The organism is Micromonospora krabiensis (assembly GCF_900091425.1).
In the GTDB taxonomy this organism is placed as follows: domain Bacteria; phylum Actinomycetota; class Actinomycetes; order Mycobacteriales; family Micromonosporaceae; genus Micromonospora; species Micromonospora krabiensis.
The window spans coordinates 4326123-4345738 of the sequence record NZ_LT598496.1; the positions used below are offsets into that span (position 1 = coordinate 4326123).

Genomic DNA, 19616 nt, shown 5'->3' on the forward strand with positions numbered 1-19616 from the left:
GGCTGTGGCGTACGCCTCAGTAGCAAGGGTCGGGACCAGCCGCCGGACGAACAGCGGGGGATGGGAGGATGAAAACTCGGCAGTGCCGCCGGACCGTGCTCGGATCCCGGCCGCCGCGCGTCCTCACGCTCGCCGCCGGTCCGCGCTCGCCAGCTCACCGGGCTCCCGGCCCATGCGGAAGGATCTTGAAGACCGTGGCTGACGCACCGACCATCCGGATTCCCGACGAGATCAAGCCCGCCGACGGACGGTTCGGCTGCGGGCCGTCCAAGGTCCGTCCGGCGGCCGTGTCCGCCCTCGCCGACGTGGCGACCAGCTACCTGGGCACCTCCCACCGGCAGAAGACGGTCCGCGACCAGGTCGCCCGCCTGCGGCGCGGCATCGCCGAGTTCTTCGACCTGCCCGAGGGCTACGAGGTGGTGCTCGGCAACGGCGGCACCACCGCCTTCTGGGAGGTCGCGACGTTCGGCCTGATCCGCGACCGGGCCCAGTTCGCGAGCTTCGGCGAGTTCGGCGCGAAGTTCGCCAAGTCCGTCAAGGACGCGCCGTTCCTCGGCGAGCCGACGATCCGCAAGTCGGAGGCCGGCAGCGCCCCGACGCTGGTCGCCGAGGCCGGGGTGGACGTCTACGCCACCCCGCACAACGAGACCTCCACCGGCGTGGCCGTGCCGATCTCCCGGGTGGCGGGCGCCGACGAGGGTTCGCTGCTGCTGGTCGACGCGACCTCCGGTGCCGGCGGGCTGGACGTCAACGTCGGCGAGACCGACGTCTACTACTTCGCCCCGCAGAAGTGCTTCGGCTCCGACGGCGGCCTCTGGCTGGCCCTGATGTCGCCGGCGGCGCTGGAGCGGGCCACCGAGATCAAGGCGTCCGGCCGCTACATCCCGGCCTTCCTCGACCTGGTCACCGCGATCGACAACTCGCGGCTGGAGCAGACCTACAACACCCCGGCGCTGGCGACCATCTTCCTGGCCGCCGAACAGACCGACTGGATGAACGCGCAGGGCGGGCTGGCCTGGGCGGCCAAGCGGACGGCCGAGAGCGCCGCGATCGTGTACGGCTGGGCGGAGCGCTCAGCGGTCGCCACCCCGTACGTCGCCGACCCGGCGCTGCGGTCCAACGTGGTCGCCACCATCGACTTCGCCGACGGGGTGGACGCCTCCGCGATCGCCAAGGCGCTGCGCGCCAACGGCATCGTCGACACGGAGCCCTACCGGAAGCTCGGTCGCAACCAGCTGCGGGTCGCGCTCTTCCCGGCCGTCGAGCCGTCTGACGTGGAGGCGCTGACCGCGTCCATCGACTACGTCGTCGAGCGGCTCTAGGGCGTGACGGTGGGTGGCCGCGGCCCGGCGCTTCGGCCACCCACCGTGATCATCGTCGCTGCTCATCCGCGACATGCGGGCGTGGCGTCTCCCACCTGAGGACAGATCAGCGTACGGTGGTCCGAGAAGCCCGGGTGGCCGACCCGTGGCAGGTGGCCAGCGAAGCGGGACGGAGGCAACGCTATGCGCCCAGTACGCTTCGTCGCCCTCTCCGAGGACGGCCAGGCCCTGGTGCTCGCCGACGAGGTGGGGCGACTGCTCGCCCTGCCGATCGACGAGCGCATCGCCACCGCGCTGCACGCCGAGCCGGGCGCCCCGCCGCTCACGGTCGCACCGACCACCGCCGACCCCGCTCCCTCACTGTCCCCACGGGACATCCAGGCCCGGATCCGCTCGGGTGAGTCCGCCGAGGACGTGGCCCGCATCGCCGGGGTCCCGGTCGACCGGGTGCTGCGCTACGCCGGCCCGGTGCTCCAGGAGCGGGCGATGCTCGCCCAGCACGCCCGCCGCACCCGACTCAAGGGCGCGGAGAAGCCGACCCCGCTCGCCGAGGTGGTCAACGGCCGGCTGGCCCAGCACGGCATCGACACCGAGAAGATCTCGTGGGACGCCTACCGACGCGACGACGGCACCTGGCGGATCATCGCCACCTGGCCGTCCGGCAAGGCCACCGCGCAGGCGATCTGGGATCTCGACAAGACCCGTCAGTCGGTCGCCCCGCACGACGACATGGCGCAGTACCTGTGCGCCGAGCGGCCCACACCGATCCTCGGCCAGGAGCCGGCTCCGGAGCGGGGCGGGCACGCGCTGCCCGGCCCGTCGCGCGGCGAGCCGAGCCGGGGCGGGCACGGGCTGCCCGGTCCCGCCGAGCATCGACCCGGTCGTGACCCGATCCGTGCCGGGCGGGACGCCCTGCTCGCGTCCCTCGACCGGCCGCTCGGCAGCACCTCGGGTCGGGGTCTCGAGCCGCGCACTCCGGCCGCGCTGGCCGGGTCCGACGCGCCCCGGCAGCGGCCGGTTGGTGGCGGCGCCGCGGCGCTGCTCGGCGGCGGCCCCGGGTCCGCGTTCGACGACGACTCCGACGCGCCGAAGGAGGTGCCGGCCGTGCCGTCGCTGGCGGTGCTCCGGCCGCGCCGCACCGGTGCGGCGGCCGCCGCTGCCGGCGGGGAGTCCACGGACGCCGCCGGCAAGCCCCGCAAGCGGCTGCCGAGCTGGGACGACGTGCTCTTCGGCAGTGGTCCGGCGGCCCGCGAGTCCTCCTGACCCGCGCCGGTCCACCGGGGCAGGTCAGATCGGCCAGGCGGCGAGCCGGTCGTAGCGGGGCCGGGGGCCGAGGTGGCTGCGCATGAGCAGCAGTTCGGTCGCCGGCCATTCCGGCCCTTCGTAGCCGTCCAGGGTGGTGCGGTCGGCCTCGACGTCGGCCCGGTCCACGCGGTCGCCGGGGCGGGCCACGGTCAGGTGCGCGCGGAAGGGCTTGTCGTCGTGCGGTAGCCGATTGGCCCGCAGGCGGGAGCGGATCAGCCGGGCGAGGACGCTCAGCGCGTCGGCCTCACCGCGTACGTCCACCCAGAGCACCGTGAACCGACCGCGACCGAACCGACCGCCGCCGCCCAGGCGCAGCCGGGGCGAGGCGGGGCGGCCCTCACGGAACCACTGGGCGGCGAGCCCGAGCGCGCTCTCCACCTCGACCAGCTTCGCCTCCTCGACCTCGCCGAGGAAGGCGAGGGTGAGGTGCAGGTGTTCGGGGTCGGCGAGCCGGACGTTGGTGCCCGCGCGGGACGCGGCGCCGACGCGGAGCCGGTCGATCTGGGCGGTCAGGTCGGCGACGGCGTCGGCCGGTGGGTAGACCGCCGCGAAGAGCCTCAACCGCGGCCCTCGCCGGCCCGGCCGAAGTGGTCGGCCACTCGCTCAGTGCCCCGTGCCGTCGGAGCCCCGGCCGCGCCGTTCGGCCCGGCCGCTCGGGCGTCCCGCCCGGGCGGCCGGCAGGGTCAGGCCGGCGGCGTGCAGCACGCCTTCCACGCGGACGCGTTCGATCTCCTGGTCGACGCCGTCCAGCTCGCCCAGGTGTTCGGTGATGTTCAGGGCCCGGCAGGCGAGCCGCAGCCGGTCGTCGTACGCCTGGAGGACCGCACCGTGCCACACCATCGGCCGGCCGGCGCCGCCGAGCCGCTGGCTGCCCAGCCGGCGCAGGTCGGCGGCGAGTTGTTCGAGTGGCCGCCGGTCCTCCCGGTCGAACTCGGAGAGGTCGATGTCCCTGGTCAGGGCGTCGGCTTCGATGGCCCGGTCGAGTCGGGCGATGGTGCGCCGTTCCCGGCGGCGGTCCCGCCATTCGGTGTAGCCGCAGACGACCCGGTCGAGGATCTCGTCGGCGCAGAAGATCAGGGCGAAGAGCGCGGGCAGGCTGGCCACGGCGAGGAACGCCAGGGCCAGCAGCAGTGCGCGTCCGACACCCACGCATCGACGCTAAGCCCCATCCTCCGCCTCCGCCACCGGATTGGCGGCATCCGCGCCATCCGCTCAACCGGACGGATCCACCGGGGCCGAGCGGACGGCGCGTGCCGTCATTCCGTCGAGGTCACGTAGAAGCGGGGCATCGGCAGCACCCGGAACCGGAGCCGGGCCCCGGCGCGGCGCAGCTGCCAGGTCAGCGCGAGCAGGGCGGTGGCCAGCGAGATCAGGCCGCCGATCCAGATGCTGGCGCCGGCGCCGAAGTGCTCCGCCACCCAGCCGATCAGCGGCGCGCCGACCGGGTTGGTGCCCAGGAACACCAGCACCCACAGGGCCATCACCCGTCCCCGGAAGGCCGCGTCCACGCCGAGTTGGACGCGCTGGTTGGCGGCCTGGGCGAAGAAGACCATGAAGAAGCCGGTCGGCACGAGCAGCGCGACCACCGCCCAGTACGTCGGGGCGAGACCGACCAGGGTGCCGAAGCTTGCGCACCCGACGGCGGCGCCCAGCACCAGCCACACGGACGGGCGGCTGCGGCGCCCCGTGCCGCTCAGCGCGCCCACCAGCGCACCGCAGGCGAGCGCGGTGCTGAACAGGCCGAACGAGGCGGCCCCGGTGTTGAACACGGTCTTGGCCAGCGCCGCCAGGGTGAGCTGGAAGTTGAACAGCGACATGCCGATGACGGACATGACGACCATCGGCAGCAGCAGGTCGGATCGGCGCCAGACGTACCGCAGTCCGTCGATCACCCGGGCCGAGTCGCGCTCGTCACGGGGCGGCAGGGCGGCCCGGTGCAGCTCGGACGTCCGCATCCGGACGACGTTGACCAGCGGGGCGATCGAGCTGAGCGCGGTGAAGAGGAAGACCGGGCCGACGTCGAAGGCGGCGATGGCGAGGCCGGCGACGGCCGGGCCGACGATCCGCGCGGAGTTGAACACGGCCGCGTTGAGCGAGAGGGCGTTCGGCAGCAGGGACACGCCCACCAGCTCGGAGACGAACGCCTGCCGGACGGGGGTCTCCACGGCGTTGGCGACGCCGAGCAGCGCGGCGAACGCGAACACGTGCCAGAGCTGCACCAGGTCGGTGAGGACCAGCATGCTCATGCCGAGCGCCAGCACCGTCCAGAAGGTGTTGGCGACGAAGAGCAGCACCCGCTTGTCGTACCGGTCGGCGAGTCGGCCGGAGAGCAGGGTGAGCAACAGCACCGGCGTGAACTGGAGCGCGGTGACCACGCCGAGTGCGGTGGCCGAGTTGTCTGAGAGCTCGAGGACGAGCCAGTCCTGGGCGATGAACATCATCCAGACACCGACCAGCTTGATCAGTTGCCCGGACGCGAAGAGGCGGTAGTTGCGGACCTGTAGGGACTGGAACATCGTGCTCAGCTTCGCCTGCACTCTTGGTGCGCCTCCTCGGGTCGTACGCGTCATCGACGACGGACGGCGCGGACCCGGTGGCGCGGGTGCGTGAGTCAGGCGCGAGCCAACTGCTGGAGGATCTCCGCGGCCCTCCGCAGGGTCTCCCGGTCCGCCTCGGGGAGCTCGGCCAGCCGGGAGGCCAGCCACTCGTTGCGGGCGCGCTCGAACTGGTCGAGCACCGCCCGTCCCCCCTCGGTCGGCGCGAGGATGACCTGTCGGCCGTCGGTCGGGTGGGGGGTCCGCTGCACGAGGCCACGGTCCTCCAACTTCGCGACGATCTTGGTCATCGTCGGCGGTTGGACCCGTTCGACGTCGGCCAGCTCCCGTGGTGTCAGCGCGCCGGCCAGCTTGAGGCTGGTCAGCGCCGAGAGCTGGGTGACCGTCAGGTCGCCCATCGGCCGGGCCTGTCGGACCCGCCGGTTGAGCCGGGTGATCGCATCACGCAGCTGGGGTGCCAGCTGCGCCGGTGGCACGCGTTTCGCCGTCACCGTCCGCTCCGTCACGATAGTTAGCTTAACTAATGAGCCTGGCTAACGACATGCGATATGACCCGGCTCACGGGAACCTTTCGACCTGCGCCGGGCCGGGACCCGTAAGGAGCCCCGGCCCGGCGCGCGGCTTTCACAGCACCACGGACTCGATCGGCCCGCGCAGGAAGTACACGACGAAGAGCGCGGCCACCCCGTACAGCAGGGGGTGGACCTCCCGGGCCTTGCCCCGGGCCACCTTCATCAGCACGAACGTGATGACCCCCGCCCCGATTCCGTTCGAGATCGAGTAGGTGAACGGCATCAGAACGATCGTGAGGAACGCCGGAATGGCGATCTCGTAGTCCGCCCAGTCGATCGTCCGCACCGCGGTCATCATCAGGAAGCCGACCACCACCAGCGCCGTCGACGCCGCCTCGAACGGCACCACCACGACCAGCGGGGCCAGGAACATCGCCAGCAGGAACAGGGCGCCGGTGACCAGGTTGGCCACACCGGTCCGGGCGCCCTCCGCGACACCGGCGGCGCTCTCGATGTACGACGTGTTGCTCGACGTGCTCGCCGCGCCACCGGCCGCCGCGGCGATCGAGTCGACCAGCAGGATCTCCTTCGCCCGCGGCGGGGTGCCCCGCTCGTCGAGCATGCCGCCCTCCTGGCCGACCGCGACCATGGTCCCCATCGTGTCGAAGAAGTCCGTGATGAGCAGCGTGAACACGAACATCAGGACGACCAGCCAGCCGGCCCGGCTCCACGAGTCGAGCACGTTGAAGTTGCCGAGCAGCGACAGGTCCGGCACGTCCACCACGGTCTTCGGCAACTCCGGCACGTTCAGCGACCAGCCCTTGGGGTTGGGCTGCCCGTTGACCACGGACGGGCCGACGTTGGCGATCGCCTCCACGATGATCGCCAGCACGGTCGACCCGAGGATGCCGATCAGGATCGCGCCCCGGACCCGGCGTACGACGAGCACCAGGGTCACCAGCAGCCCCACCACGAACACCAGCAGCGGCCAACTGGACAGCCGCCCGCCGATGCCCAGCCCGACCGGCACGGTCGTGTTAGCCACGTCGGGGATGCGCCGGACGAACCCGGCGTCGACCAGGCCGATGATCGTCAGAAAGAGGCCGATGCCGACGCCGATCGCCGTCTTCAGCTGGGTGGGCACCGAGCGGAACACCGCCGTACGCAGACCGGTCAGCACCAGCACCGCGATGATCACGCCCTCGATCACCACGAGACCCATGGCGTCCGCCCAGGTCATCTCCGGGGCGATCTCGTACGCCACCAGCGCGTTCACGCCGAGGCCGGCGGCCAGCGCCAGCGGGAACCGGCCGACCACACCCATCAGGATGGTCACCACACCGGCGACCAGGGCGGTCGCCGCGGCGATCGCCGGGATCGGGAGGGTCTTGCCGTCACCGTCGACGGCGCTGCCGAGGATGAGCGGGTTCAGCACCACGATGTACGCCATCGTGAAGAAGGTGGCCAGGCCACCACGCACCTCGCGGCTCAACGTCGAACCACGGGCGGAGATCTCGAAGAACCGGTCGAATCCGTTGCGGGGGTGGGCGGGGTCGGGGGGTGTGCCGTTCTCCGGCGGCGCTACTGCCATCAGCGTCCTCGCAGGTGATCTTCGGGGATGACGCGCGCATCGTCCCAGATCAGTGGCCAGCGGGGAAAGTTGATCGCGTACGCTTGCCGCGTGCCGAAGGAGCAGCCGCGGCCCGAGCCGCTCGACCCGCCCATGGTGCCGTTCGCGCTCGCCGGAATGGCGGCCTGGGCGGTCGTCGGGCTGGTGCTGCTCGTCTTCTTCCGCGACTGGTTGACCGAGCACGATCACCGCAACTGGCTGTGGATCTGCCTCGCCGGGTTCCTCTGGGGATTCCCGGGCCTCGCCGTGATGATGCGACACGACGCCAACCGTCGCCGCCGCCGCGCGGCCGCCAGCCGCTGACCGTCACCGGCCCGGCGGCGCCGGTCGATCAGGGGTGGCCGTACGGCTCCGCGGGCTCCGCCGCCTCCACCGACCCGGGCGCCCGGCTGACCGAGACGGCCTCCACGGCGCTGTCGTCGTAGACCGTGGGCATCTCCTCGACCGAGGTGTCGGGCGCCTCGATGAGGGTCTCGGAGTGCGCGCCGCAGCCGTGGTCGACGCTCACCACGCGGCCGTCGTCGGGGGCGTAGAAGTTGCCGCACGCGCCGAAGGCCTGCCGCAGCGAGCCGGCCAGGGGCAGGTAGAAGCCGCAGGTGCCGCAGCGGGCCGCCGCCGGGGCCGCCGTGGAGATCGGGGCGGACGGGCCGTGGTCACCGTCGTACCACCGCTGGGCCGCCTCGGAGCGACCCTCGCGGGAGAGCACCCGAGCCCGGCCCAGGCCCAGTTCCCACGCCGTCTCCTCGACCGCCGGGTCGTCGGAGAGCAGGTAGCCCGGGGCGAGCCGCTCGTCGTCCGCCGGGGTGGGCAGCAGGTCGCCGGGGCCCAGGTCGCCCGGCTTGAGCCGCTCCTGCCAGGGCAGCCAGCCCGGGGCGAGCAGCGCGTCGGTGCCGGGCAGCAGGACCGTCTCGCAGATGGTCGCGGTGCGGCTGCGGGGCACCCGGGTCACCGTGACCCCCCAGCGCCAGCCCCGGTAGCCGGCGAGCTTGCACTCGAAGTAGTGCGTGACGAGGCGTTCGCCCTCGGCGACGGCCTGCAGGTGCTCGCCGACGTCGTCGGGATCCACCTCGGTGATGCCGGCACGCGCCACGTCGACGGCGGCGGCGAGGATCTGGTCGAGGCGGGCGGCACGGGCGGAGGCGGGCCTGGTCACCGGACCATTGTTCCCCATCCGTACGCCCGACTGACAGGGACTCCCCGACCACGTTCTCGGCAACTGGTGCGGCATGCCTCGATCAGATGGGCGAGGATGGTGCACATGCCGCAGTCCTCCCGCGCCGGGCGGTCCGCCCTCGGGCGTACCGTCGGCACCGGCATCCGTGCCGTTCGCCTGCTGTTCCGCGGTTCGGTGGGCAGTGGACGCTGGGTGACGCGCAAGGCCGGACGGGCCCGGGCCCGCGGTGCCGGCGGCGAGGTCGGCATGGTCCGCCTCTTCGACCTGCACGCGCTCTCCTGCGCCGGTGACACCCTGATCGCCATCGGTCTGGCCGGCACGATCTTCTTCAACGTGCCGCTGGGCGAGGCGCGCAGCAAGGTCGCGCTCTACCTGCTGGTGACCATGGTCCCGTTCGCCATGCTCGCCCCGGTGGTCGGGCCGCTGCTCGACCACTTCCGGCACGGCCGCCGCTACGCGCTCGCCGCCACCATGCTGGGCCGCGCGTTCCTGGCCTGGCTCATCTCCGACCACATCCACGGCTTCGGGCTCTATCCGGCGGCGTTCGGGGTGCTGGCGCTCTCCCGCGCGTACGGGGTGGCCCGCTCGGCCGCCGTGCCGCGCCTGCTGCCGGAAGGGCTGGGCCTGTCCCAGGTGGGTGCCCGCGCCAGCGTCTACGGCACGGTCGCGGGCGCACTGGTCGCCCCGATCGGCCTGGCCGCGTTCTGGTTCGGGCCGCAGTGGCCGCTCCGGGTCGCCTCGGTGATCTTCCTGGTCGGCATGGTGATCTCACTGCGGCTGCCGCCGAGGGCGGACTCGGAGCCACCGGAGCGGGTGCCGCGACCGCTGCGGGCACTGGGTCGGCGCTCCGGCGACCGACCGCTGGGCCGGGGCCGGCCCGCGGGTCGGCTGGTGATCGCCACGCTGATCGGCTCGGCCACCCTCCGCGCGGTCTACGGCTTCCTGCTGCTCTTCCTCGCCTTCGCGATCAAGAAGGGCGACCTGACCACCGTCGTGTTCGGCCGGGAGTTGAGTGACGAGGCCGCGCTGGGCCTGGTGGGCGCCGCCCTCGCGGTGGGCACCTTCCTGGCCACGGCCGTCGGCACCCGCCTGCAGATCCATCGACCCACCGCCATCCAGTCCAGCAGCATGATCATCGTGGCGGGCGTCGCGGTACTCGCCGTGCTCAAGTTCTCGCTGCCCATGGTGGCCCTGTTCTGCCTGGTCACGGCCCTGCTCAGCGGCATCGCCAAGCTCGCCGTGGACGCGTCGATCCAGGAACGCATCCCGGAGCGGCTGCGGGCCAGTTCGTTCGCCCACTCGGAGACCGTGCTGATGCTCGCCTTCGTGGCCGGCGGCGGGCTGGGGCTGGTCCCCTTCCCCGGTCGCGTCGGCATCGCGGTCGCCGCCGGCGTGGGTGTGCTCGCCGCCGTCCGGGGCGTGCTGGTCGCCGCGCGCCTGCGCGGCGAGCGCCTGGCCGGTCGCCCGCTCGGTGACGACGAGTTGACCGAGACGGGCGACGACCCGACGCCCACGTCGCCCGCGCCGGGCCGGTTCGGTGACCCGACCCCGACCTCCCCCGCCCCGGCGGCCAACGGCGCGGCCGGCCACGACCCCGATCTCGCCCCGCCCGGCTACCACATCTACCGCCCGTCCTCGGCGGTCGGCGGCGGCAGCGACGACGATGCCCGCCAGGAACCACGCGGACCACGCCCGTGACGGGACTGCTCGTGGTGACCGCGGTGCCCGCCGAGGCGGACGCGGTCCGGGCCGGCGTCGCCGATCCCACGGTCACCGTGGCACCGGTGGGGGTGGGCCCAGCCGTCGCCGGTGCGGCGACCGCCCGGCTGCTGGCCCTGGCCGAGGCGGCCGGCCGCCCGTACCGCGCGGTGGTCAGCGCCGGCGTCGCCGGCGGCTTCACCGACCACGTCGCGGTCGGCGGCACCGTGCTGGGCACCGCGAGCATCGCCGCCGACCTGGGCGCCGAGTCCCCGGAGGGCTTCATCCCGATCGACGACCTCGGCATGCCACCCGCGCTGCTGGGCACCGGCAGCACGGTCACCGCCGACCCGGAGCTGCTGGCCGCGCTGCGCGCCACGCTGCCGACCGCCACCGTCGGGCCGGTGCTGACGGTCACCACCGTGACCGGCACCGCCGCCAGCACGGAGGCGTTGCGCCGCCGTCACCCCGAGGCCGTGGCCGAGGCCATGGAGGGGTACGGCGTGGCCGTCGCCGCCGCCCAGGCCGGTCTGCCCTTCGCCGAGCTGCGCACCATCTCCAACCCCGTCGGCCCGCGCGACCGCGACGCCTGGCGGCTCCGCGAGGCGCTGGCCGCCCTGACCGAGGCCGCCCCCGCCCTGCGCTGACCTGCCCTACCGCGCCCGCCCTCCGCCCTCCCCGCTCCCTTCGCGCCCGTGGTCTCAGCGCCTCCGGACCAGCCTCAGTGCCCACGCTCGGCCCGGTTCCAGGTCGAAGCCGCAAGCCAGCGGCAGGTCCGTCCCACCGTCGTCGGCGATCGCGTAGGCGGTGCGGATCCCGTCGGCTCGCATCCCGTCGAGCAGCGCCTCGACCAGGCGACGCCCGATGCCGAGCCGGCGGTACTGGAAGGTCACGAGTATTCCGTCGAGCACCGTCTCCCGTTCCGTCTCGCTGCCCTGCTCGTAGGCCAGGTAGGTGTTGCGCTCATGCGCCCGTGGCTCGCGGACCTCCCAGACGTCCAGATGGGCCGGGTACCGCCGTCCCGCGTCGTCGCGCAGGTCGTCGTGCGGCACCGGCGTCACCGGAGAGAGCGGCGGTATCGGGGACGGCGTTGGTTCGGCGTCCGCGGTGGGGGCGTCCGGCACTCCTATCACGAGCGAGCCGCCCGCGGCTCGCACCAGCCGCTCCACGGTGGCCAGCTTCGGGTAGCGGGCCCTACCGGATTCGATGCGCGCGACCGTTGCCTGCGGGACACCCGCCCGGTCGGCCAGTTCGCGCTGGCTCAGATCCGCCCCGCGCCGCAGGGCACGCAGCACTCCACCCACGTCAAGCGGCTCCGCCGGCTCCTTCACGAGGACCATGCTCGCGCCCTCGCCAGCCGTCATCAACAGCCCGCCGGAACCTGTGGACAACCCTGTGGATAACGGGGGTCGGTCGGTGGAGGCGAGCGGATGGAGGGTTCTGCGGACGCTTTAGAGCTGAGTCATTCGTGTCATCAGCGGGATCGCGTGCCCGGCCAGCGCCTCGGGCCGGGCGCGCGATCGGCTGCGGGAGATCGTCACCCTGGGCAGGCGAAGATCCAGTCGAGGCCGTGGATCCGGTGGATGGTGTCGACGTCGGCGCTGGTCGGGCGACGCAGCGACAGCCGCGCGGTCCGCAACTCGTCGGCGTGACCCGTGCCCGGATGATGCCCGACGGAAGGAGGACGCCCCCGGGACGGCCGCCGGCTGAATCGTCTACGACATCAGCTCCAAAGGACGCCGACAACCCAGGTGTTGTCCAGGCCGGTGCGGGTTGGTCGTCCGTCACAAGGGGGCCCGCCCCGGGCGGGTCGGGAACGGGCGGGGCTACGGTGGGGGTGTGGCGCTCTCCCTCGCGATCTCGCCCTGCCCCAACGACACGTTCGTCTTCGACGCGCTGGTTCACGGGCGGGTGCCCGGGGCGCCGCCGGTCGAGGTGACGTACGCCGACGTCGACGTCACCAACACGGCGGCCGAGCGCGGCGCGTTCGACCTGGTGAAGGTGAGCTTCGCGGCGCTCCCGTGGCTGCTCGACAAGTACCACCTGCTGCCGTGCGGCGGCGCGCTCGGGCGCGGCTGCGGGCCGCTGGTGCTGACCCGGGGCGACCGCACCGACCTGTCCGGCGCGACCGTGGCGGTGCCCGGCGACCGGACCACGGCGTACCTGCTGTTCCGGCTGTGGGCGGCCGGTCAGTCACCGGCGCGCATCGAGGTCGTGCCGTTCCACGAGATCATGCCGGGCGTGGCCACCGGCCGGTACGACGCGGGCCTCGTCATTCACGAGGCCCGCTTCACGTACCACCGGCACGGGCTGACCGCCCTCGTCGACCTGGGTGAGTGGTGGGAGGCCGACACCGGCCTGCCCATTCCGCTCGGCGCGATCCTGGCCCGGCGCGGCGCGGTCGACCCGGAGGCCGCAGCCGGGTGGATCCGGGAATCCGTCCGGCAGGCCTGGGCCGACCCGGCCGCCAGCCGCGACTACGTGCTCGCGCACGCCCAGGAGATGGAGCTCGACGTCGTCGACCGGCACATCGGTCTCTACGTGAACGAGTTCACCGCCGACCTGGGCGACGCGGGTTTCGCCGCCGTGGACGCGCTGCTCGGCCGGGCCGCCGACGCCGGGCTGGTGCCTCAGACCTCCAGCTCGCGCGCCACCGCGTGGACCAGCTGAGCGATCTTCTGCGCCGTCTTCTTGTCCGGGAAGCGCCCCCGCCGCAGGTCCGGCTGGACCTTCGCCTCCAACACCTTGATCATGTCCTCGACCAGGCCGTGCAGCTCCTCCGCCGGGCGGCGGCGCAGCTCGGCCACCGACGGCGGCGCCTCCAGCAGCTTGACCCCCATGGCCTGCGCGCCGCGACGGCTGTCCACCACGCTGAAATCGACCCGCTGACCACCCTTGAGGTCGGTGACACCCGCCGGTAGCGCGGCCTTCGGAAGGAACACGTCGCCACCCTCGTCACTGGTGACGAACCCGTATCCCTTGGTCGCGTCGTACCACTTCACTCGACCCGTAGGCACCTGAGAACCCCTGCTTCGCTTGAGACGTCTACTGCTCCAAGGCTAGCTGGATCATGCCGTCGAGCGCCGCCGGGAATTCGGTGAGATCATTCAGCACCACCGCGGCACCGGCCGTCCGCAGCTCGTCCGCCGAGCAGGGCCCGGTGGTCACCCCGATGCCGGGCACCTCCGCCGTCGCCGCCGCCACCATGTCGGCCACGTGGTCGCCGACGTAGTGGGTCGCCCCGAAGCTGCGCAGCGCGGTGCCCTTCTGCTCCGCGAAGAGGTCCCCGGCCAGCTCGTCGACGACCAGGCCCAGGTGATCCAGGTGCAGCCGGGCCAGCCGGCCCAGCTTCGAGGTGACCACCAGCACACGCCCGCCACGGCCCCGGATCGCGTCGATCGCCTCCCGGGCACCGGGCAGCGGAACGGTGGGGGTGATCGCGTACGCGGGATAGAGCTCACGGAAGGTGTGCACGGCCGACTCGACCTGCTCCGGCGGGAACCACCGGGCGATCTCCGTGCGCAGCGGAGGACCCAGCCGCGACACCGCCAGATCGGCGTCCACCGGCACGCCGGTCCGCGCGCTGAGCGCCCGGTAGGCGGCGGCGACACCGGGTCGCGAGTCGACCAGGGTCATGTCGAGGTCGAAGCCGACCGTCAGAGGGGACATGCGGGACAACCTACCCGGACCGGGGTGGCCGACCAGCCGGACGTCCGAGGGGCGGGGAGGCCCCCCGCCGGGCTAGCGTGGAACGACGATGACCACCTCACTCGCCGACCACCTGCGGTCGCTGCCCGACGAGTCGCTGGCCGCCCTCCTCCAGCTGCGGCCGGACCTCGTCGTACCCGTGCCGGCCGACATCTCCGCGCTCGCCATCCGGGCCCAGTCCCGGGTCTCGGTGGCCCGGGCCCTGGACGGGCTGGACCAGTTCACCCTCCAGATCCTCGACGCCGCCCGGCTCACCCGCGACCCGGGCGACGGCACCACCTCCACCGACGCCGTGCTGGCCCTGGCGACCTCCGGCCCGAAGCCGCCCGCGCCGACCAGCGTCCGGGGCGCGGTCAACCGGCTGCGCGCGCTCTTTTTGCTGTACGGCCCGGAGAGTGCCCTCACGGTCGTGCCGAGCGTCGACGAGGTGTCCGCGTACCCGGCGGGGCTGGGCCGACCGGCGGCGGAGCTGGACCCGCGGACGGCGGCGCTCTGCGCGGACCCGGCGAAGCTGCGGCGGACGCTGCTGGCCGCGCCGCCCTCCGCCCGGGCGATCCTGGACCGGCTCGCCGCCGGACCGCCCGTCGGCAGCGTCCCCCCGGGCGCCCTCCAGGCCCCGCCGCTCGGGGCGGAGGACGCGGTGCCGCCGGACCCGACGAACGGTGGCGCACCGACCGGGTCACCGGTGCGCTGGCTGGTCGACAACCGCCTGCTGGTGCCCGTCTCCAACGGCAAGTCCGGCTCGACCGGCACCGTGGAGCTGCCCCGGGAGATCGGGCTGCTGCTGCGCCGCGACAGCGGTCCGCTCGGCCCGCTGCGGACCAGCCCGCCGGCCGTCGCCGCCACGCCGCGCGAGGCGAAGGCCGTCGACTCCGCCGGGGCCGGGCAGACCATGGAGGTAGTACGCCACACGGAGACGCTGCTCGACCAGCTCGCCGCCGAACCGGCGCCGGTGCTCCGGTCGGGCGGGATCGGCGTACGCGACCTGCGGCGCCTGGCCCGCGCCGGTGGCCTGGACGAGCCGACGGCGGCGCTGCTGCTGGAGGTGGCGTACGCGGCCGGGCTGACCGGTGAGCTGGAGCTGCCCGGGGCCACCACGACCCGCTACGGGGCCGATCAGCAGGTGCTGCCGACGGCCGGCTACGAGGTGTGGCGGGCCGCCTCCCTCGCGCAGCGGTGGGAGCAGTTGGCCCGGGCGTGGCTGACCATGAGCCGGCAGGTGGGGCTGGTCGGGCAGCGCGACGACCGGGACCGGCCGATCACCGTCCTGTCGCCCGAGGCCGAACGGGCCGGGGCGCCGGCCGCCCGACGGGCCGTGCTGGGGGTGCTCGCCGACCTGGAGCCGGCCACCGCGCCCACCCCGGACGAGGTGCTGGAGCTGCTCGACTGGCGGGCGCCCCGCCGCAGCCGGGGGCGGGAGACGGCGCATCGGGAGGTGCTGGCCGAGGCCGCCCAGCTGGGCGTGACCGGGTTGGGGGCGCTCACGTCGTACGGGCGGCTGCTGCTCGCCGACGTCACCGAGGCGGACGACCGCTCCGACGACCCGTTGGGGGTGCACGCGGAGGCGGACAGCGAGGAGCCGTCCACCGCGGTACGCGCGCTGGACGCGCTGCTGCCCGCCCCCGTCGACCACTTCCTCGTGCAGGCCGACCTGACCGTGGTGGTGCCCGGCCCACCCGACCCGATCCTCGCCGCCGAGCTGGACGCGGTGGCCGAGCCGGAGTCGGCCGGCGGAGCCAGCGTGCACCGGGTGACCACGGCGAGCGTGCGCCGGGCCCTGGACGCCGGCTACACGGCGGACGACCTGCACGCACTGTTCCGGCGACGGTCCCGCACCCCCGTGCCGCAGTCGCTCACGTACCTGGTGGACGACGTGGCGCGCAAGCACGGTGGGCTGCGGGCGGGGTCCGCCGGGGCGTACCTGCGCAGCGACGACGAGGCGCTGCTGACCGAGGTGTTCGCGGACCGGCGGCTGGAGTCGCTGTCGCTGCGCCGGCTGGCGCCGACGGTGCTGGTCACCCCGTACCAGGTGGGGCGGCTGCTGGGGGCGTTGCGCGACGCCGGTTACGCGCCCGTGCCGGAGGACGCGAGCGGCGCGGCGGTGCTGTCGCGGCCGAAGACCCGGCGGGCGCCGGCCCGGGTGTCGGTGGCCACCCGCACGTTGGATCCGCTGTCCGCGCAGAAGCTGCCGATGCCGCGCCTGCTCGGGGTCGTGGAGCAGATCCGGCGCGGCGAGGCGGCGGCGCGGGCGGCCCGACGCGCTCCCGCGGTGGTCCGCGCCGGCGCCCGGGGTGCGACCGGTCCGGCCCCCGTGCAGGGGCACTCGGACGCCCTCGCGGTGCTCCAGCAGGCCGTACGGGACAAGGCGCTGGTCTGGGTCGGCTATGTCGACGCTCACGGGGCGACCGCGTCCCGGCTGGTCAAACCGGTGTCGATCGGCGCCGGCTACCTGCGGGCGGAGGACGAGCGGACGGAGATGCTGCACACGTTCGCCCTGCACCGGATCACCGCCGCGGTCCTCGCCGACTGACGGGCCGCGCCACCACCGGGCTGACCGCCGGCCGGGCCGCCGGGGAGAGCGGCCCGGCCCTCAGCGGCGGCTGCGGCGGACGGTGCCGACGACCGAGATGATCAGCAGGAGGGCGAAGCCGGTGCCGGCCGCCTCGCCGATCGAGTTGACGAAGCCCTGCCGGAGCACCAGCCAGCCCCACAGGAACCAGCCGAGGAGGGCGGTCCCGGCGACCGCGTACGCGACGACGGTCGCCGTCGACACCCGGTCGGCCGTGGTCTGCGCGGTCGCTGCCTGCTCGTGCTCGGGGACCACCTCACGGTCGACCGTCATCGTCAGCCTCCCCGTCCGGTACGCCGCCAGATGTCCAGCGTGGCACCGTTGCGGCCGAAGTGACAGGGGAGAAAACCCGGACACCCCGCCCCCGGCCCGCTCAGGTGCCGGGGCGCCGACCGATGAGGACGACGCGGCTGCCGACCTTGCCCAACTCCCAGTAGCGGACGGCGTCGGCGTGCAGCAGGTTGACGCAGCCGTGCGAGCCGATCGACATGTTGTGCAGGTACGTGGTGGTCTCGTGGAAGCCCATGCCCTGGGTGAAGTGCTGCCAGTAGGGCAGCCACACCTCGTACGGGTCGGACCACTCCTTGATGTTCCGGAAGTTGATCGTGAACGTGCCGGCGGGTGTGCGGTAGCCGGCCATGCCGGTGCGGGTCACGGTGGGCTTGACGAGCACCTTGCCGTCGCGCATGACCCAGGTGGTCTGCCGGGTCAGGTCGATGCAGAAGGTGGTGCCGGAGCCGGCCCTGCAGCGGCTGGTGTCGGTGGTGGCGAGCCGCTTCGCCACGTCGTACGTGGTGGGTCCGGCGCGACCCTGGGCCGGGCGGATGTCGTACCTCTTCTGGAACTTCTTGATCGCGGCGCAGTCGGCGGGCGACTGCTTGCCGTCGACGGTGACCGCCCCGAAGCCGCCCAGCTGGGCCAGGTAGGTCTCGACGGCGCGCTGCTGCTCACCCTGGGGGCAGCCGGCCGGGCTGGTGCTGGTGGTGGGTTTCGGCGTGGTGCGGCTCGGCGTCGGCTTCGGCTTGGCCGGTGTCGGCGTGGCCGTCCGGCTCGGGGTCGCCCTGGGCGGCGTCGTCGCGGGGCGGTCAGGCTGGTCGGAGCCAGGCGCCGCGCTCGCCCCCGATCCCTGTGCCGTCGCTCCGGCCGGGGCGGCTCCCCCGCCACCACTCCCGCCGGTCGACGGGTCGAGCGCGCACGCGCCGGCGCCGACCAGCGTGACCACCACCAGGGCGACCAGCCGGGAAACGGGTCGAAGACGCCACATGTGCCCTCCCCAGGACAGTCGTCCATAACGTAGACGTTGGGAAGTGCCGGTTCGGTTGCACGCGGTGCGCGTTTTTCTTCGGGCAACTCGCGCCGTGCAACACTGGATGGTCGGCCTGCGGTCGGTCTCGCCCCCGTTGTGGGTAACCGGCCGGCGGCAACCCCGAGGAGAGGACGCTGGCGTGAGCGGTGGACCACTGATCGTCCAGTCCGACAAGACCCTGCTGCTGGAGATCGACCACCCCGACGCGCAGGCCTGCCGGATGGCCATCGCGCCGTTCGCCGAGTTGGAGCGCTCGCCGGAGCACGTGCACACGTACCGGCTGACCCCGCTCGGGCTGTGGAACGCGCGCGCGGCCGGGCACGACGCCGAGGGCGTGGTGGACGCGCTGATCAAGTACAGCCGCTACCCGGTGCCGCACGCGCTGCTGGTCGACGTGGCCGAGACGATGGACCGCTACGGCCGGCTCCAGCTCGCCAACGACCCGGTGCACGGCCTGGTGCTGCGGGCGCTGGACCGGGTGGTGCTGGTCGAGGTCGCCAAGAGCAAGAAGCTCGCCGGCATGCTCGGCGCGAAGATCGACGACGACACCATCGCGGTGCACCCGTCCGAGCGGGGGCGGCTCAAGCAGGCGCTGCTGAAGTTGGGCTGGCCGGCGGAGGACCTGGCCGGTTACGTCGACGGCGAGGCGCACCCCATCGAGCTGGCCGAGGCCGGTAAGGACGGGCGTAAGCCGTGGACGCTGCGGTCGTACCAGCGGGAGGCCGTCGAGGCGTTCTGGGCCGGCGGGTCCGGTGTGGTGGTGCTGCCCTGCGGCGCGGGCAAGACCCTGGTGGGCGCGGCGGCGATGGCCGAGGCGAAGGCCACCACGCTGATCCTGGTCACCAACACGGTGGCGGGGCGGCAGTGGAAGCGGGAGCTGATCGCGCGGACGTCGCTGACCGAGGACGAGATCGGTGAGTACTCGGGCGAGCGCAAGGAGATCCGCCCGGTCACCATCGCCACGTACCAGGTGCTCACCTCGCGGCGCGGTGGCGCCTTCACCCACCTCGACCTGTTCGGCGCCCGCGACTGGGGCCTGGTCGTCTACGACGAGGTGCACCTGCTGCCCGCGCCGATCTTCCGCTTCACGGCGGACCTCCAGGCCCGCCGCCGGCTGGGCCTCACCGCGACGCTGGTACGCGAGGACGGCCGCGAGGGTGACGTGTTCAGCCTGATCGGCCCGAAGCGGTACGACGCGCCGTGGAAGGACATCGAGTCGCAGGGCTGGATCGCCCCGGCCCAGTGCACCGAGGTGCGGGTGACGCTGACCGACGCGGAGCGCATGTCGTACGCGACGGCGGAGGCGGAGGAGCGCTACCGGATGGCGGCGACCGCCCGGACGAAGCTGCCCGTGGTGAAGGCCCTCGTGGACCGGCACCCGGACGAGCAGACGCTGGTGATCGGCGCGTACATCGACCAGCTGCACCAGCTCGGCGAATACCTGGACGCGCCCATCGTGCAGGGCTCGACGACGAACAAGGAGCGGGAGCGGTTGTTCGACGCGTTCCGCTCCGGTGAGCTGCGCACGCTGGTCATCTCGAAGGTCGGCAACTTCTCCATCGACCTGCCCGAGGCGGCCGTGGCCATCCAGGTGTCCGGCACGTTCGGGTCGCGGCAGGAGGAGGCGCAGCGGCTGGGCCGGGTGCTCCGCCCGAAGGCCGACGGCCGGCAGGCGCACTTCTACACGGTGGTGTCCCGGGACACGATCGACACCGAGTACGCCGCGCACCGGCAGCGCTTCCTGGCCGAGCAGGGGTACGCGTACACGATCGTGGACGCCGACGACGTCCTCGGCCCGTCCCTGCCGTCCTTCGACTGAGCACGGTGGGTCGCCCCG

Annotated in this window: 19 protein-coding genes; 8 read left to right on the forward strand and 11 right to left on the reverse strand. The window is 73.4% G+C overall.

Annotation, left to right across the window (positions count from 1 at the left end):
• The first annotated feature begins 194 nt into the window (after window positions 1–194).
• The gene (gene serC, locus GA0070620_RS19715; RefSeq protein ID WP_091599039.1) at window positions 195–1322 is read left to right on the forward strand and encodes a phosphoserine transaminase; all 1128 of its coding nucleotides are present in this window, start codon (window positions 195–197) and stop codon (window positions 1320–1322) included.
• A gap of 183 nt (window positions 1323–1505) precedes the next feature.
• Window positions 1506–2585 (forward strand): septation protein SepH, encoded by a 1080-nt coding sequence (gene sepH / locus GA0070620_RS19720; protein WP_091593027.1) that lies wholly within the window; start codon window positions 1506–1508, stop codon window positions 2583–2585.
• A gap of 24 nt (window positions 2586–2609) precedes the next feature.
• Here sepH and thpR read toward each other — a convergent pair whose 3' ends face one another.
• The 5 genes from thpR to GA0070620_RS19745 all read right to left on the reverse strand — a co-directional run bounded on the left by thpR (window position 2610) and on the right by GA0070620_RS19745 (window position 7285).
• Window positions 2610–3188 (reverse strand): RNA 2',3'-cyclic phosphodiesterase, encoded by a 579-nt coding sequence (gene thpR, locus GA0070620_RS19725; RefSeq protein WP_091593028.1) that lies wholly within the window; start codon window positions 3186–3188, stop codon window positions 2610–2612.
• Between the two features lie 42 nt (window positions 3189–3230).
• Window positions 3231–3776: a hypothetical protein gene (locus GA0070620_RS19730; protein WP_091593029.1), complete on the reverse strand. Its 546-nt coding sequence runs from the start codon at window positions 3774–3776 to the stop codon at window positions 3231–3233.
• A gap of 107 nt (window positions 3777–3883) precedes the next feature.
• The gene (locus GA0070620_RS19735; protein ID WP_091593030.1) at window positions 3884–5164 is read right to left on the reverse strand and encodes an MFS transporter; all 1281 of its coding nucleotides are present in this window, start codon (window positions 5162–5164) and stop codon (window positions 3884–3886) included.
• 74 nt (window positions 5165–5238) lie between these two features.
• Window positions 5239–5688 carry a MarR family winged helix-turn-helix transcriptional regulator gene (locus GA0070620_RS19740; protein WP_172836464.1) on the reverse strand — a complete coding sequence of 150 codons (450 nt, stop codon included), beginning with the start codon at window positions 5686–5688 and terminating at the stop codon, window positions 5239–5241.
• 118 nt (window positions 5689–5806) lie between these two features.
• Complete coding sequence (locus GA0070620_RS19745) at window positions 5807–7285, reverse strand: NCS2 family permease (RefSeq protein WP_091593032.1); 1479 nt, start codon at window positions 7283–7285, stop codon at window positions 5807–5809.
• A 90-nt stretch (window positions 7286–7375) separates the two neighbouring features.
• On the opposite strand from GA0070620_RS19745, the gene GA0070620_RS19750 reads away from it, so the two are divergent.
• A complete protein-coding gene (locus GA0070620_RS19750; RefSeq protein WP_172836465.1) occupies window positions 7376–7627 on the forward strand; it encodes a DUF2530 domain-containing protein in 252 nt (83 codons plus the stop codon).
• Window positions 7628–7655: 28 nt separating this feature from the next.
• On the opposite strand, the gene GA0070620_RS19755 is transcribed toward GA0070620_RS19750, so the two are convergent.
• Window positions 7656–8495 (reverse strand): DUF3027 domain-containing protein, encoded by an 840-nt coding sequence (locus tag GA0070620_RS19755; RefSeq protein ID WP_091593035.1) that lies wholly within the window; start codon window positions 8493–8495, stop codon window positions 7656–7658.
• A gap of 87 nt (window positions 8496–8582) precedes the next feature.
• Here GA0070620_RS19755 and GA0070620_RS19760 point away from each other — a divergent pair, with 87 nt between their 5' ends.
• Window positions 8583–10196, forward strand: coding sequence for an MFS transporter (locus GA0070620_RS19760; RefSeq protein WP_091593037.1), 1614 nt, complete (start codon window positions 8583–8585; stop codon window positions 10194–10196).
• Window positions 10193–10843 carry a futalosine hydrolase gene (locus tag GA0070620_RS19765; protein ID WP_091593039.1) on the forward strand — a complete coding sequence of 217 codons (651 nt, stop codon included), beginning with the start codon at window positions 10193–10195 and terminating at the stop codon, window positions 10841–10843. The genes GA0070620_RS19760 and GA0070620_RS19765 overlap by 4 nt, the downstream gene beginning before the upstream one ends.
• Before the next feature lie 54 nt (window positions 10844–10897).
• Here the strand turns inward: GA0070620_RS19765 and GA0070620_RS19770 are convergent, their stop codons facing one another.
• Window positions 10898–11536 carry a GNAT family N-acetyltransferase gene (locus tag GA0070620_RS19770; RefSeq protein WP_091593041.1) on the reverse strand — a complete coding sequence of 213 codons (639 nt, stop codon included), beginning with the start codon at window positions 11534–11536 and terminating at the stop codon, window positions 10898–10900.
• Window positions 11537–12035: 499 nt separating this feature from the next.
• Between GA0070620_RS19770 and GA0070620_RS19775 the strand changes: the two genes are divergently transcribed.
• Window positions 12036–12866, forward strand: a complete 831-nt coding sequence (locus GA0070620_RS19775) for a 1,4-dihydroxy-6-naphthoate synthase (RefSeq protein WP_091593042.1) — start codon at window positions 12036–12038, stop codon at window positions 12864–12866.
• Here the strand turns inward: GA0070620_RS19775 and GA0070620_RS19780 are convergent.
• On the reverse strand, window positions 12827–13213 hold the full coding sequence (locus tag GA0070620_RS19780) for a cold-shock protein (RefSeq protein ID WP_091593045.1): 387 nt from the start codon (window positions 13211–13213) through the stop codon (window positions 12827–12829). The two genes, GA0070620_RS19775 and GA0070620_RS19780, sit on opposite strands and share 40 nt — an antisense overlap.
• 28 nt (window positions 13214–13241) lie before the next feature.
• Window positions 13242–13865 (reverse strand): HAD family hydrolase, encoded by a 624-nt coding sequence (locus GA0070620_RS19785; RefSeq protein ID WP_091593046.1) that lies wholly within the window; start codon window positions 13863–13865, stop codon window positions 13242–13244.
• 88 nt (window positions 13866–13953) lie between these two features.
• Between GA0070620_RS19785 and GA0070620_RS19790 the strand changes: the two genes are divergently transcribed.
• Window positions 13954–16434 carry a helicase-associated domain-containing protein gene (locus tag GA0070620_RS19790; RefSeq protein ID WP_091593048.1) on the forward strand — a complete coding sequence of 827 codons (2481 nt, stop codon included), beginning with the start codon at window positions 13954–13956 and terminating at the stop codon, window positions 16432–16434.
• Between the two features lie 60 nt (window positions 16435–16494).
• Here the strand turns inward: GA0070620_RS19790 and GA0070620_RS19795 are convergent, their stop codons facing one another.
• Window positions 16495–16746 (reverse strand): hypothetical protein, encoded by a 252-nt coding sequence (locus GA0070620_RS19795; protein WP_091593050.1) that lies wholly within the window; start codon window positions 16744–16746, stop codon window positions 16495–16497.
• Window positions 16747–16846: 100 nt separating this feature from the next.
• Window positions 16847–17737, reverse strand: coding sequence for a L,D-transpeptidase family protein (locus GA0070620_RS19800; RefSeq protein WP_091593052.1), 891 nt, complete (start codon window positions 17735–17737; stop codon window positions 16847–16849).
• 181 nt (window positions 17738–17918) lie between these two features.
• Between GA0070620_RS19800 and GA0070620_RS19805 the strand changes: the two genes are divergently transcribed.
• Window positions 17919–19598, forward strand: a complete 1680-nt coding sequence (locus GA0070620_RS19805) for a DNA repair helicase XPB (RefSeq protein WP_091593053.1) — start codon at window positions 17919–17921, stop codon at window positions 19596–19598.
• Window positions 19599–19616 lie beyond the last annotated feature (18 nt).

Excerpts from the sequence above, each read along its gene's own strand:
- sepH (WP_091593027.1), top strand. The coding sequence starts at position 1,506 with ATGCGCCCAGTACGCTTCGTCGCCCTCTCCGAGGACGGCCAGGCCCTG.
- GA0070620_RS19745 (WP_091593032.1), bottom strand. The coding sequence starts at position 7,285 with ATGGCAGTAGCGCCGCCGGAGAACGGCACACCCCCCGACCCCGCCCAC.
- GA0070620_RS19755 (WP_091593035.1), bottom strand. The coding sequence starts at position 8,495 with ATGGGGAACAATGGTCCGGTGACCAGGCCCGCCTCCGCCCGTGCCGCC.
- GA0070620_RS19760 (WP_091593037.1), top strand. The coding sequence starts at position 8,583 with ATGCCGCAGTCCTCCCGCGCCGGGCGGTCCGCCCTCGGGCGTACCGTC.
- GA0070620_RS19770 (WP_091593041.1), bottom strand. The coding sequence starts at position 11,536 with ATGGTCCTCGTGAAGGAGCCGGCGGAGCCGCTTGACGTGGGTGGAGTG.
- GA0070620_RS19785 (WP_091593046.1), bottom strand. The coding sequence starts at position 13,865 with ATGTCCCCTCTGACGGTCGGCTTCGACCTCGACATGACCCTGGTCGAC.
- GA0070620_RS19790 (WP_091593048.1), top strand. The coding sequence starts at position 13,954 with ATGACCACCTCACTCGCCGACCACCTGCGGTCGCTGCCCGACGAGTCG.
- GA0070620_RS19795 (WP_091593050.1), bottom strand. The coding sequence starts at position 16,746 with ATGACGGTCGACCGTGAGGTGGTCCCCGAGCACGAGCAGGCAGCGACC.
- GA0070620_RS19800 (WP_091593052.1), bottom strand. The coding sequence starts at position 17,737 with ATGTGGCGTCTTCGACCCGTTTCCCGGCTGGTCGCCCTGGTGGTGGTC.